Source organism: Legionella sp. ST3F1 (genome assembly GCF_048553315.1).
GTDB classification, from domain to species: Bacteria; Pseudomonadota; Gammaproteobacteria; order Legionellales; family Legionellaceae; genus Tatlockia; species Tatlockia donaldsonii.
The window spans coordinates 61,948-75,488 of sequence record NZ_JBLZIO010000019.1 but is presented as its reverse complement, the minus strand read 5'-3'; the positions used below and the strand labels follow the sequence as shown (position 1 = coordinate 75,488).

The window sequence follows — 13,541 nt, the reverse complement described above, 5'->3', positions numbered from 1 at the left end:
TGTGGAGTTTCTCCATGCGAAAGTAGGTCATCGCCAGGGCTTTTTTACTAAGCGGCTTAATAGCCGCTTTTTTTTTGTCAAAAATAAATACCGTTTAAGTCACTCTGAAATTAGCTGTTTAACAGCAACGCCATCCCTACATACTCTTTTGCCAATCCCTAATCATGACCTCTATTTGAGGCTCGTGAGATGGATGATTAGCTTGTTAAGGGCATTCAAACGCTGAAGAACGTTCCCTACGCCTTGATTTCTAAACCTTGCAATATGAAGGATGGGATGGTTGAGGAATTACACTTCTACGACCGAATTTTGCACCACATAATGCTGGAGCAACTTTCCTGCTTATATTAATCGATTACAAAGCGTTCTAGTACTCTCAATTAAGTCAAGATATCAGCATGCTTTATAATGGTTTAAGGGTGCAAACCATACTTAATGAAATCGATTATTAATCCTATTGGGACAGCACCAGGGTTGCACTTCGTGGGCTACTGTCGCAGTTTTTCAGCAGAATTTAATTAGAGTCCGGCATGAATGTAACTTATCTTCACTGCCAAGATGATAGGTTAATTTTATGCCAAACCCTCGCTAACTTGAACGCTGCAAGCAGCGTATGAATGCGGTATTAAAAGAAAGACGGTTACGGCTATCAAGAAAAGAAGGTATTTCGAAAGCATACAATCAGTCAAGCAAATGCTCGCCACGGGGCTTTCTGCCTGCAGGATAAGCAGTTACTTACATCGTGCAGTTGTGCCATCTTCGTCTTCCAGTGTAGTTCACACTTCTCTTCTGTCCAGCTATCCTGGTTCTCTATATAAGTTTTGAGCTCGTTAACCAACCGTTGCAAATTAAAGTGACGTTTCTTACACGTTGCGCTTTTCATGGATACACCATAATACCCATGAGCCGTGTGTTCTTTTGCCTGTTGTTTCAGCTCAACTCTTATCTTATCACCTTGTCGCATCGAATCTTAGTTGGACTTAAAAGCAATGCACAACCCACTTGTTTTCTACGGGGCTTGATTGTGATGTCGATTGTTCTCGTTTAGTTTAATGAACCTATGAGGGATCGGGTTTACTCCTCACACGTTGTGTTACGGTAAATAAGAATAAGAACAGTAAGGAATGGGATTGGATGTAGATGGATTTCAGAGGTGGAGTAGTCAGCGACAATTGGCGGAATCCGTCCACACGCGGTCCGATTTCGGTCTGCATAGGGTGTGGATTCTACTGTTCAAGAAGCGAGTATCCCTTATCCTGCTTTGGCGAATCTACTCATTAAAAAGTAGTGATGCTTGCAGTGAGAGTCGGCAAAGATCTTAATGAACGTTGTCGTCAAGGCCAAAAAATTTAGCAAGAGGGTTTAAGCCATTTAAAGCACCTGCCTTTTACATTCTTCAAGCAAGCATGCTCTCGGGAAGCGTGGGGCACAAGGATTTATCAAAATTGGTTTAAAAGGAGGTACTGGAAATAAAAAAGCCTGCTTGGCAGTATTCACAAGCAGGCTTGAAGTTTAAAGGCTGGGATCTTAATCATTAGCGAAAGTAGTTTTTCTCGCTCCGATAAGATTCGGCAATCGTATATCTTTGAGACGCTCATGCAATTTAGTAAACATAATGGGGAATACGCCATTACCGGTGACATTTGCTGTTGTACCAAAAGGATCACAGATCAAATAAATTGCAGTAATTAAACCAACCATGTCACTGGAAAAACCAAGATGGGCTTCCAAAAGAGGAGTAACGACGATAATGACTCCGCCGGGAACTGCTGCAACAGCATATTTCGCCAACGCTGTGTAGAAGGCAAAAATAATAAAGGTATGCACGGATGGCAGTGGCAGACCAAAGGTTAAGATAGTTGCTAGCGCCAAAATAGGAACACCAATAGCACTACCGATAGTATGAATGTTAATAATAGCTGGAACGAGCATCTTCGCCTTTTCAGCATCATTAAGATTTTTTTCGGTTGAGACGAGTAGTACTGGCATTGAAGCGGCGCTCGAAATAGTACTTAAACCAGTTAAACTAGCTGGCAATACATTTTTTAAGTAGAAAAAGAATTTTTTAAGTGAAAAATTACTCGCTGTGAGGTACCAGAAGGTAAGATAGAGCCATTGAGTGGCAATAATTAATACTAAAATTGGGCCGTATAATTTCAACGATGTTTGTAAAACCTGTTCATATTCAAGCTTGAACAAAAAACCTAGGATAAAGAAGGGTAGCAAAGGAATAAACAGTTTTTTTAGGAAGCCATTGGCTGCTTTATTTAAATTGGTGCCTATTTTTTTTGCTATTGGATTAGGACGTAAAGAAAAGAAGATACCTGTAAAAAAGCCAATTAATAACGCAATATCGTTAGAAATAAGCTTTGTTAAGTGAAATTGCCAGGCTGGTACTAACTGGGGCATTGAATCGATGCTGGCGGCATTGAAATGAAAGAGACTCAGCCCAATGTAGCCAGAAGTATAACCAAACATTAACGCTGTAAAATTAGACGCAAAAACGCAAATGATAAGTAAAAATACGAAAAACACGGCGCCTTTTTGTAAATTTCCCAGGCATGAAAAGACAAAACTAAAAATAATAAATGGCATGAAAAATTCAAGTACGGCCTTCATGCTCAGGCTAAATGCATAACTGATAGACTTAATTTGAACGGGTATGTATTGACCAAAAAGCAGTGGAACTAAAAAAATAGCCAAAAGGATGAGTGGCAGTTTAAATTTTTTAAAATCTAGATGCATGTTATTCCTTTAATTAAAAATTAAAATATTTGCAGCGGTAAAAGCTACATGGGCAAGCGTATCTCGTCAATTATAATTAGTGATTAATTGTATTCAGTGTTGATATTAAATACGTTAACCACGAATTTGAAGCAGTTTGGCTTACGCTTATCCTCTTTTTTTACTCGCCTCACTTCAATTGGTTGAGCCATGAGTGGTTTTATAATTGAGCATAATGGCAATTATTTTTAATTTTTACAAGAGGAATTGGTCAAGAAGAGGAAGGAATTGCCCATTTTAAGGATAGAAACCCTTCTCTTTGATAATAAAGAATTCACGTCAGCTTTCTTTGAGAGGTTTGTTGATATTCCCGCTACTGGGGCCGAAAATGTTAATTCCTGTGTTCGATGCCCGTAAATCAATCCTTTTCGCCCCCAGCTAGCGACATGTCAACAGACCCTACTGCGGTGGGTACAAATAGTTATTTTTTATTCTAACATAGTGTTCAGCAGAATATTCTAAGTTAGTTAATTCTTCGTTCGTTAAAAGCCTCACTGCGCGAGCCGGATTACCCAGATATAAATAACCGCTTTGGAGACGTTTCCCTGGGGGAACAAGGCTGCCTGCAGCAACCATAACATGGTGTTCAATATGAACTTTATCCAGGATCAACACGCCCATCCCTATCAGGCAATAATCGTCTATCGTACAAGCATGTAACACAGCTTTATGGCCAATAGTTATACCTTTGCCAAGAATGAGTGGTTGGCCGCCTGGGGTGAACGGACCATCATGGGATACATGTAAAACGGCACCATCCTGAATATTGCAAGCTTCACCGATCCGAATGTAATTCACGTCGCCTCGAATAACAGCCATAGGCCATACTGACACATCATTAGCAAGTGTTACATCGCCAATAACTGCAGCTTGAGGGTCAATATAGACCTTTTCACCAACAAGAGGTGACTTATTTTCATAAGAACGAATAGTCATTTTTATACCATGGTTACCAATTCTTCGGCGCTAGTCGGATGGATGGCGACAGTATCGTCAAAATCGCGTTTGGTTGCGCCCATTTTAACAGCAACGCCAAATCCTTGCAGCATTTCATCAACGCCATAACCAATCATATGAAGACCGATAATTTTTTCATTTTTTCCCTGGGTAACCAATTTCATCGCTGTTGGGGTTTTTACTTCACTTAACGCGTCATACATGGGATTAAAGCGAGTTTGATAAATTTTAATATCTTCTTTACCAAATTTGGCTATCGCTTCTTCTTCACTCAATCCAACGCTGCCAACTGGCGGATGGCTAAAAATTACTGAGCAAATATTCTCATAATTGAGATGTGCTTTTTTCTGTCCACCGAAGAGACGATCGGAGAGTCGACGGCCAGCAGCGATAGCAACAGGTGTCAAGGCTGGCGCGGCAGTGACATCGCCAATGGCATAAATACCGGGTATCGATGTATTTTGATAGCAATCAACGTTGATAAGACCACGTTTATCTCTATCTATACCAAGAGCTTCCAGATTTAAACCGAAGGTACGTGGAGACCTGCCAACAGCAGCAATCACTGTATCCAGATCAGAAATCATAGAGCCGCTATGGCATTTAATCGCTTTGCGCCCATCTTCTTGCATGATAATACGCTGGGCATTATGGTTGACATGAATCTTGATGCCTTGTTGTTTCATAATTTCTATTAGGGTGTCTCCTAACATCGCATCAAATCGAGTCAGAGGGCGCTCCCCGCGTATAAGTAAATGGGTTTCAGCGCCAAGGCTGTGCAGCAAACCTGCCAATTCCACACCAATATAACCACTCCCAATCACAGCTACTTTATTTGGTCTGGAGGCAAGCGAAAAGAAACCATCTGAATCGATAGCATATTCAATTCCTTCCAAGTCATTGGGAAGCAAAGGTTGGCCCCCAGTAGCGATTATAATATGATCTGCCTGATAGGTTTTTCCGCAAACATCAACGGTGTTAGCGTCAACGAATACCCCTTTGCCGTGTAAATAGGTCATATTGTATTCGTTGAAGCGTTTGGCGTAATTTTCTCGCAACCTCTCAATGTAAGCATTGCGTTTACTGACCAGTGTTTGCCAATCCAATTTTATATTGACAGGATGGAAGCCATAGTCAGGTGATTTTCTTAATGTTTCTGCCACCATTGAGGCATTGAACATGACTTTTTTGGGAACACAGCCGAGATTGACGCAGGTACCACCGAGATGATTTTCTTCAATTACTGCCACTTTAGCGCCGTGGCGAGCAGCACGTACGGCACTGGCAATACCACCGCTTCCCCCACCTAAAACCAGTAGATCAAATTTCATGTTTGTCCCTAATCTTAACCATTTCTCTAGAATGTAGCATTGAATACACCTGGCTACCATATTGAAATACACTGTTAACCATCACTAGGGAGAAATGGGCGATGCTGGAGTCGCTGGCTCCATTTCTTCCTTCTCTAGCGGGGGCTCAATTTGAAAGAGCCTGGCATCTTTTTTACTATGATTTTCTTCTTTTTTCAGTCGCTTTGGTGCATCCTTTGGCGAACTGGGCGGCGAAAGGTCTTGTTGTCTTTTGCTCACTCGTTTGGGGGAAGAAGGGGCGGCTACAATGTTATTGTCTGGCATTTGCATACGATGCAAAACTCGCGGGAGGGTTGTGGCTGACATGGACTCTTGCACGCTAGCTCCATGTTCATCCTGTAAAATCTCGCAAAAAAGGTCGTAAGGTATTTTATGCACGATTCTGGGCTTATCAGGAGCACTTGCATCATTTGGATCGATAAAATAAATATTACCGCCATCCTCTAATTCGGCGCCAATAATTTTGATGATGTGTGTCTCTTCGCCTTTTTCATTATCAGTCTTTTTTATTGTGGTATGAACGAGATAGCCGTCATCTTCGGATGGGGCAAATTGATGAACAGGGGGTTCAGCAGAGGTTTCAATCAGATCATAATCAATTTCAGCAATGCACAAGCCTTCACGTAGTTCATTCACCAGGGCCTGCAACCCTTTTGCCGGATGCCAAGAGGAAGGAGTACAGCCTTGAAGACGCCATATGTGGTTAATGATGACCCGGTCGTAATAGGTTGACAGCTCATCTAAACTGAGTTCTTCTAAAGATAAATCAATTTTACTTGCCTCAAGTACTTCAGAAACCGCTTGTTTTACGTCAAATCGAAGTTCCTGACTGACAGCAGTGATAGCATCAATCAACGCTTTAGCCTGACGATTTAGGGTAAAATAAGTCAAATCATCAAACTCTCCATTGCCTAAAAAATCCTGAAAGAGACGAACAGCGTCTTCTGATGCAGGCCTGTGTTGCAAAATCATATTGGCAAAAGCCAATTCGGTGAACTCAGACCTCGTATCGCTTGCTGCCTCTTTTGATGCCTGGGCTTTAAACGATTCAAACTGCTCGTTAAACCAATCTACAATGGCATCTTCCCGCGCTTTAAGTTTTGTTTGGTATGTACAAATTTTGCGGTAAGTTGAAATGATTTTTTCGTAATTGCGTTCCGGCCCCATATAGAACTTGCCAAACCATTGTGTTTTGGAGGCGTAATACCAGCAAAGCCCTCCTTTCTGTTCCGATTGATATTGTGAGGCTGTTGAGTCAGACAATCGCACCACACGCCTACCATCAAGATAGGACAGTGTTAAGTGGTTTCCTGAGGGTAAATTTTCTTCCAGGGATTTGATGCCAGCTGTTGCTAAAGTATTTTTATAAGCCTTACCACTAGGAAGTTTACGGATAACTTTTTGTTTGTCGTTTATATAAAACATAACTCAACCTTATTTTAAAGAAGATACCAATTTTTTTGTCGCAAATTAGAATTCGGGCGAAAAAGGAAGGCATTCTAAACAAATTATCCCCGGTTTGTTACTAATAAAGTAGAGTCAATAAATAGTATTGGCCTATTACAGGGGATTACTGGCATAAACGATTTATTGAGTTAGTCATGATTCTCTTGAGATTTACATGAAATACGGCGAGCCTTTCATTATACTAATTTAAAGCGTTTAAAAAAAATTACGGTATGAAAATAAAATTTCTCTTCATAGCCTTATTAATCTTAATGGCTGCAAACTGTGGGCAACAAAAAGAGCGCAGTTATCAGGGCTATGTTGAAGGGGAAAATGTCTATCTTGCTTCCCCTAACTCAGGGAAATTGATGAGATTGTATGTTCACCGCGGCGATCAGGTTAAAAAAGGCCAATTATTATTTTCGTTGGATGCCGACCCGCAAATATTAGTGGTCAAACAAAATGAAGCCGATTTATTGGAGGCTCAAAAATTATTGAATGATTTAATGCAGCCAAGGCGCTCACCTGAAATTGCTGCGATCCAGGCCCAAATTGAGCAAACCGATGCACAATTGAAGCTTGCAGAAATTCGTGTACAACGTACCCAACAACTCTATACAAAACAAGCTATCGATAAAGATTCGGTTGATGAGGCGGTCGCTTTGTATAAAGAGCAAAAACAGCTTAAAGCACAATATGAATCTAATTTACAATTAGCAAAACTGGGTAGCCGCGATGAACAAATCAATGCACAACGGGCACAGGTTATTTCTTTAACTGCAAAACTTGCAGAAGCTAAATGGCAATTGGAGCAAAAAACTGTTTATGCGCCAAAGGATGGTTTTATTTTTGATACCTATTATCGGGAAGGGGAGTTTGTAGGCAATGAGCAAGCAGTGCTCTCTCTCTTGCCACCCGAAAATGTCCGGATTGAGTTTTTTGTACCGGTACAGACTCTGACTCGATTGCGGCGTGGACAAGAGATTACATTTCTCTGTGAGGGTTGCATAAAAACAAGCCAGGCGACCATCAATTATATTTCTCCTGAAGCACAATTCATCCCCCCTCTTGTCTATAGTCGCGACAACAGTGATAAATTGGTTTTTCGCATCAAGGCGAAACTTAAGTACCCTAGTGAATTTAAACCAGGGCAACCGGTATCGGTATTTCTACCATGAAAAAAGCCATTATTGATGTCGTTGATTTACGCAAATCCTTTGACGATAAAATAGTTGTCCATGACATTAGTATGTTTGTAGCACAGGGTGAAGTCTTTGGCTTTCTAGGACCCAATGGCAGTGGAAAAACAACGACAATCCGGATGTTATGCGGGTTATTAACTCCAGACGGAGGTCGGGGCACTTGTTTAGGATACGATATTCTTACTGAATCAGAAAAAATTAAAAAACAAGTGGGTTATATGACGCAGAAATTTAGTTTTTATACCGATTTAAGTATTGAGGAAAATTTAAATTTTATTGCCCGCGTTTATAATCTTGATAGAAGGAAGGAGCGTGTGGAACAGGCGCTGGAGGAGCTGGGCTTGGTCGATCGACGTCGGCAATTAACTGGACAATTATCAGGCGGATGGAAGCAACGCGTCGCATTAGCTGCTTGTTTGTTACATGAGCCTCAATTACTGCTGCTGGATGAACCTACAGCAGGTGTCGATCCAATAGCACGCCGCGAATTTTGGGATAAAATTCATAATTTGAGTGAAAAAGGCATTACGACGTTGGTATCTACCCATTATATGGATGAAGCAGAGCGCTGCACTCGCCTTGCTTATTTGGCTTATGGAAATTTATTGGTAACTGGCACGGTCAAGGAAGTCATTGCTAGTACCCACTTAAATACTTGGCAAATAACAGGTGACGTGACTACCAATTTGCTGCAAGAAGCAAAAATGATGGACGGAGTGACGCTGGCTGCATTATTTGGTAACCAGCTTCATATTTGTGGTTATGAGCGAGAGAAAATAGAAGCAGGGTTGAATAAATTGGCGGAAGAGAAGTCTGTAACCTGGCAAGCTATTGAAACGACTTTGGAAGATGCTTTTATCAGTCTGGTTAAGAAATCAGCGGGAGAGTTTAGTTGAAAGGAGAGGCAATTTCTCGTCTGCTTGCTGTCATGGCAAAAGAATTTATTCAAATGGCTCGTGATCGAGCAACCTTTGCAATGATTATTGGCATCCCCTTAATACAATTAATCTTGTTTGGTTTTGCGATTAACACGAATCCGCGTAATTTACCAACCGCCATTGTTAATCCCGATTATAGTAATTTTGGCCGTAGAATCCTGGTTGCCATGCAGGATTCAACTTATTTTCACTTTATAAAGCCTGTATCAACGGAGGAAGAGGCACGCGCTTTGTTGAAAAAAGGGGAAGTACAATTTGTAGTTAATTTTCCACCTAATTTTTCCCATGATTTGGTTAAAGGAGTCAAGCCAACTTTATTATTGGAAGCAGATGCTACTGATCCTGCGGCAACCAGTCGCGCAGTTTCAGTATTTAGTGATCTGGCTTCTTTGGTTTTTAAAGAAGAGCTTGTTGGGCCTTTAAATCACTTGGCTGCTGGTTCTCCGCCATACGACCCTATAGTCCATGCCATTTACAACCCATTGGCGATTACTGCCTATAATATAGTACCTGGCCTGTTAGGTGTGGTGCTGACAATGACGATGGTAATTATTACCGCATTAGTTATTACGCGGGAATTTGAGCGTGGAACGATGGAGAATTTGTTAGCGACGCCTCTTAAGCCGATGGAGGTTATGGTTGGGAAAATTGTTCCCTATATTATCGTAGGGTATTTACAAGTATTGCTTATTTTATGCATGGCTAAATTTTTGTTTAATGTCCCTATGCAAGGCAGTATCGCACTGTTATTAATTCTCTGTTTGCCATTTATTGCTGCAAATCTGGCGGTAGGCTTAACCTTTTCCACTTTGGCTACTAATCAGTTACAAGCCGTACAAGGCGCGGTGTTTTTCTTTTTACCTTCTATTTTATTATCAGGGTTTATGTTTCCATTCCGCGGTATGCCGGATTGGGCTCAATGGCTAGGTAATATTTTACCTTTAACCCATTTTTTAGTGATAGTCCGTGGGATTTTACTCAAGGGCAATGGATTCTGGGAAGTATGGTGGGAAATTATCCCCATTATCACGTTTATGGCAGTGGTGATGATAATTGGTTTTAAACGTTATCGAAAAACACTGGATTAAGTGAGGAATTGACAGACGGTCTTTTCTACCCGCTCATCTATTAATACGCTAACATGGTCTGCTCCCGGCAATAAAGCCAGTGAGGCGTGAGGATATTGTTGGCAGAAAATGATTGATTCACTAGGTAGAATCGAGTCATCTTGGTCGCCATGAATACAGAGGAAGGGGGTTTGGGCATGATTGATATAATGACGAAAATCAAGTTTTCTCAAATCAGTTATAGCATGTTGACGAAAAACTTCGCGCAAGAGAAGAAGACCACGGCCACTTAATTTAAAGCGTCTGGCTAGTTTACCCACCGGTGTGCGCATGCGGGTTGGTGAAGCTAAAAGGACTACCCGTTCTGGTTCTGCATCCAGTTGCCACCCGGGTAGCTGGCTGGCAAGATTTAAAGTATTCAATAGCATCGAACCACCAAAAGAGTGGCCTACCAGGCCATAGAATGGACCAAAATTATTCAGTATATGGTTCAGCAATAAAACAGCATCTGTCCACGGTAATTGCATTCCCTTTGCTTCGCCGTGCGCTGGAAAATCAAGAGCATACACATCAAAACCTTGTTGATGGAGAGCACGTATCAAGCGAACCATGTACGCTGCCCGTGACATCCAACCATGGGTAATGAGTACTTTTTTAGCGGTTGAGCGATCATGGGGTGCAAAATGATGAAGGACATGATGACGTGGATAAATACAGTCAATGACCTCAGTGCGTTTTTCCACGAAAAACTCACAAGCGCGCCGTGCAAAATCGCGATAGGGTTTTTCAACAGGCAGATGAATAGGAGTAATGAATAATTGATAACATAGCTGGGCGTGAATATAGTCTCTAAACTCTGTCAATGTATTCGCAAGCATAATTCCCATCCGTGTTTGAACTATAAATTGATCATAGTTCAAGAAAGATCAATTTGGGCATGATTAGAATAAAATTGTATAAGCACATAATGAGCCAGATGAGAGCGTATAATTGAGTATTTAAAAATTAACAGATTGAATAGTGGAAAGCGGATAACTAACAATCAGGTACTGGACATTTGCCAATATCAATTTAGACTGTAAACAATGAGAGAAAAAGGATTGGTTATGCATACATCAAATTATCTTTACCATCATGGTGAACAGGAGTTACATGGTTTTCTTGCTTATGATGATGAAAATGATCAACCGCGGCCGGCAGTTTTAGTCGCTCATGATTGGAGCGGGCGTAATGAATTTGCCTGTGAAAAAGCTCAAATGCTTGTTGAGATGGGATATCTTGGTTTTGCTTTGGACATGTACGGACATGGGCGCGTCGGAGCCAGTACTCATGAAAAAATGGGACTCATGCAACCTTTAGCCAATGATCGTCGTTTACTTCGCGAACGTATTCGTGCTGCTTATGATGCATTAATAGCCATGCCTGAGGTAGATATTAACCGTATAGCGGTAATAGGATTTTGTTTTGGCGGTATGTGTGCCTTGGATTTAGCCCGCAGTGGGGCTGAATTAAAAGGGGTGGTTAGTTTTCATGGTCTATTAAATAAGCCGGAAGAAAAGCTGGCTAGTCATCCTATCCACGCTAAAATTCTGGCTCTGCACGGCTATGACGATCCGATGGTTCGGCCTGAGCAAGTCGATGAGTTCTGTCAGGAGATGACAGAGGCCAAAGTCGATTGGCAAGTGCATATGTATGGCCGTACCCAACACGCATTTACTAATCCACATGCACATGATACGCAATTAGGTACAATTTATAATGCTAAAGCAGAACGCCGTGCTCTCCAGGCGATGGCTAATTTTTTACAGGAAATCTTTGTTTAACTTCCCTGAATGAGGCTGAATCTCTGTTCAGCTTCATAGAAACTTACATAAATCTACACTGTCCTTTTTGCGATTTTTGTTCCTCTATTTTAATGTTTCTTCCAGGATCTTTTTCTGCTTTCGAGTCGTGCAAAATAACCGGTTCAGGAAGTTTTTGAGGGCCGATAGATTCAATAGCTACCCGCGCAGAAAGAATGGTGAGGTTTTTTTTACAGTTAGTATTTTTGATTTGACCAATCAAAATAGTTCTACTTTCGCCCCCCAAGTTCATAAAATTAAATGGATGCCATTGGGTTTCTATTCGCTTTTTATTATCAAAAGCAATCTCAAAAACGACTGGATGATAGAGAGGGGAATCATATCTATTGGAGCGAGAAACTAAAAAAGACTGTTGTATAGCGCCAGATCCGGCGATACCGTCATTATAGTTGGGGTTATCTTGGGGACGATGAAAAGCATTATGCGCGTATAAATAAGCATCTTCTGCACTGGGGAAAACCATGAAACCGTCTTCGGGGATGTTGGCAAAAGATTGTTCTATTTCTGTTGCGAGAGGAGTGTGCCATTCTCTTTCTTTCGTTTGCACCAATACTGGGGAGCCAAGGATAAACAAGCGCTGTACAGGCGGAATGGAGTTACGCCAGTGGTGGCAGACAGCCCCGGCCAAAACCTTTGCTCGTGTATCGAAGAAAGAGCTCAGATGATCAAGTACTTCAGCAGGAGCAGTAGCAGCGGTTAATTTACCCATATATACACCCTCATTTAAATCATTGATAATCAAGAACGCAAAAGCATTGAGTTGTTCATTAAATTGACAGGCTGAGTTGACCATAAACGCGTAAAGTAGTCAAGGATCGTACAGTATGATTGTAATTTATCTCTTTGTCGGTGTGTTTACAGGCTTACTAGCCATGTTGTTTGGCTTTGGTGGTGGCTTTGTGGTTGTCCCTATCTTATTTTGGCTCTTACCTTTACACGGTGTAGCGATAGACTTGGCTATGCATGTTGCGATTGGTACTTCCCTCATGCTGATGTTAATCAATATGGTGTATACCACAGCGTTGCACTTTCGTAGCCAAAATTTAGATATTCCCTTACTCAAGCAAATGCTGCCTTTGTTAATTTTGGGTGCCATTTTCGGTGCATCCACTGCAAGTATGATCGATTCCCAATGGTTAAGATATATTTTTATGACTTTAATAGGATTGGTTTTATTACGCACAATTAAACAGGAGTTTTTTAAAAAAGATTCATCCGTAGCAAGAAAACCAAGTAAAACCACTTTAAGAATATTAAGTCTGATAACGGGTACGATTGCTTCACTGTTGGGAATTGGTGGCAGTGTAATTATTGTGCCTTTTTTCAGGTATTATCGTGTCCCGATGAATAAGGTATCCGGGTTAGCAAATGCCCTGGCTATTCCAAGTGGCGTTGTAGGGAGTATTATTTTCGCATTGGCTGGCTCTCAGGAAACCCATCTTCCACCTTATAGTACAGGTTATATCTATTGGCCCGCCGTACTCGGTATTTTTATTGGCAGCACTTTGGGGGTAAAGATAGGAGGCTATTTAAGTAAAATTATGCCCGATATCTTATACGGAAAGATTTATGCGTTGTTATTGTTATTAGTATTTATTAGCATGGCCCTTCACTAGGACACTCTGACCTTTCTACTATCTTGGCTCTTGTGCCATGATCTTCTGTGCTTCGCTGCTCACATACTTATATGTATGCTCCGCTGCGATGCTCGAAGATCATGACACAAGCACTCAAGCTAGCGAAATGTCGCTGGTTCTTCCTTATTTCTACTGTCTTGGCTCTTGTTGTTTTTGTAGATCTTCAGTGCTTCGCTGCTCACATTCTTAGATGTATGCTCTGCTGCGATGCTCGAAGATCATGGCACAGGCACTCAAGCTAGCGAAATGTCGCTGGTTCTTCCTTATTTCTACTGTCT

General features: G+C 41.3%; 12 protein-coding genes. 6 read left to right on the top strand and 6 right to left on the bottom strand.

Annotated features, from left to right (window positions below; genetic code table 11):
• Positions 1–226, top strand: a 226-nt coding sequence (locus tag ACN4Z1_RS12725) for a hypothetical protein (protein ID WP_419423048.1), incomplete at its 5' end; no start/stop codon positions are given.
• Between the two features lie 1,301 nt (positions 227–1,527).
• Here ACN4Z1_RS12725 and ACN4Z1_RS12720 read toward each other — a convergent pair.
• The 4 genes from ACN4Z1_RS12720 to ACN4Z1_RS12705 form a co-directional block, all read right to left on the bottom strand.
• Positions 1,528–2,745: a cation:dicarboxylate symporter family transporter gene (locus ACN4Z1_RS12720; RefSeq protein ID WP_228364107.1), complete on the bottom strand. Its 1,218-nt coding sequence runs from the start codon at positions 2,743–2,745 to the stop codon at positions 1,528–1,530.
• Positions 2,746–3,183: 438 nt separating this feature from the next.
• Positions 3,184–3,720, bottom strand: a complete 537-nt coding sequence (locus ACN4Z1_RS12715; protein WP_115222115.1) for a gamma carbonic anhydrase family protein — start codon at positions 3,718–3,720, stop codon at positions 3,184–3,186.
• Positions 3,721–3,722: 2 nt separating this feature from the next.
• Positions 3,723–5,072, bottom strand: coding sequence for a glutathione-disulfide reductase (gorA, locus tag ACN4Z1_RS12710; protein ID WP_228364106.1), 1,350 nt, complete (start codon positions 5,070–5,072; stop codon positions 3,723–3,725).
• 84 nt (positions 5,073–5,156) lie between these two features.
• On the bottom strand, positions 5,157–6,536 hold the full coding sequence (locus ACN4Z1_RS12705; RefSeq protein WP_228364105.1) for a hypothetical protein: 1,380 nt from the start codon (positions 6,534–6,536) through the stop codon (positions 5,157–5,159).
• Between the two features lie 254 nt (positions 6,537–6,790).
• Here ACN4Z1_RS12705 and ACN4Z1_RS12700 point away from each other — a divergent pair, with 254 nt between their 5' ends.
• Genes ACN4Z1_RS12700 through ACN4Z1_RS12690 form a run of 3 tightly spaced genes read left to right on the top strand, consistent with a single transcriptional unit; the run spans position 6,791 to position 9,785 of the window.
• A complete protein-coding gene (locus tag ACN4Z1_RS12700; protein WP_228364104.1) occupies positions 6,791–7,735 on the top strand; it encodes an HlyD family secretion protein in 945 nt (314 codons plus the stop codon).
• Positions 7,732–8,655 (top strand): ABC transporter ATP-binding protein, encoded by a 924-nt coding sequence (locus ACN4Z1_RS12695; protein WP_228364103.1) that lies wholly within the window; start codon positions 7,732–7,734, stop codon positions 8,653–8,655. The genes ACN4Z1_RS12700 and ACN4Z1_RS12695 overlap by 4 nt, the downstream gene beginning before the upstream one ends.
• Positions 8,652–9,785, top strand: coding sequence for an ABC transporter permease (locus ACN4Z1_RS12690; RefSeq protein ID WP_228364102.1), 1,134 nt, complete (start codon positions 8,652–8,654; stop codon positions 9,783–9,785). Before ACN4Z1_RS12695 ends, ACN4Z1_RS12690 begins: the two co-directional genes overlap by 4 nt.
• On the opposite strand, the gene ACN4Z1_RS12685 is transcribed toward ACN4Z1_RS12690, so the two are convergent.
• Positions 9,782–10,642 carry an alpha/beta hydrolase gene (locus tag ACN4Z1_RS12685; protein ID WP_228364101.1) on the bottom strand — a complete coding sequence of 287 codons (861 nt, stop codon included), beginning with the start codon at positions 10,640–10,642 and terminating at the stop codon, positions 9,782–9,784. The genes ACN4Z1_RS12690 and ACN4Z1_RS12685 overlap by 4 nt on opposite strands.
• Positions 10,643–10,870: 228 nt before the next feature.
• Here ACN4Z1_RS12685 and ACN4Z1_RS12680 point away from each other — a divergent pair, with 228 nt between their 5' ends.
• Positions 10,871–11,587 (top strand): dienelactone hydrolase family protein, encoded by a 717-nt coding sequence (locus ACN4Z1_RS12680; RefSeq protein ID WP_228364100.1) that lies wholly within the window; start codon positions 10,871–10,873, stop codon positions 11,585–11,587.
• A gap of 43 nt (positions 11,588–11,630) precedes the next feature.
• On the opposite strand, the gene ACN4Z1_RS12675 is transcribed toward ACN4Z1_RS12680, so the two are convergent.
• Positions 11,631–12,335: a hypothetical protein gene (locus tag ACN4Z1_RS12675; protein WP_228364099.1), complete on the bottom strand. Its 705-nt coding sequence runs from the start codon at positions 12,333–12,335 to the stop codon at positions 11,631–11,633.
• Between the two features lie 115 nt (positions 12,336–12,450).
• Here ACN4Z1_RS12675 and ACN4Z1_RS12670 point away from each other — a divergent pair, with 115 nt between their 5' ends.
• The gene (locus ACN4Z1_RS12670) at positions 12,451–13,242 is read left to right on the top strand and encodes a sulfite exporter TauE/SafE family protein (RefSeq protein WP_115222107.1); all 792 of its coding nucleotides are present in this window, start codon (positions 12,451–12,453) and stop codon (positions 13,240–13,242) included.
• The last annotated feature ends 299 nt before the right edge of the window (positions 13,243–13,541 follow it).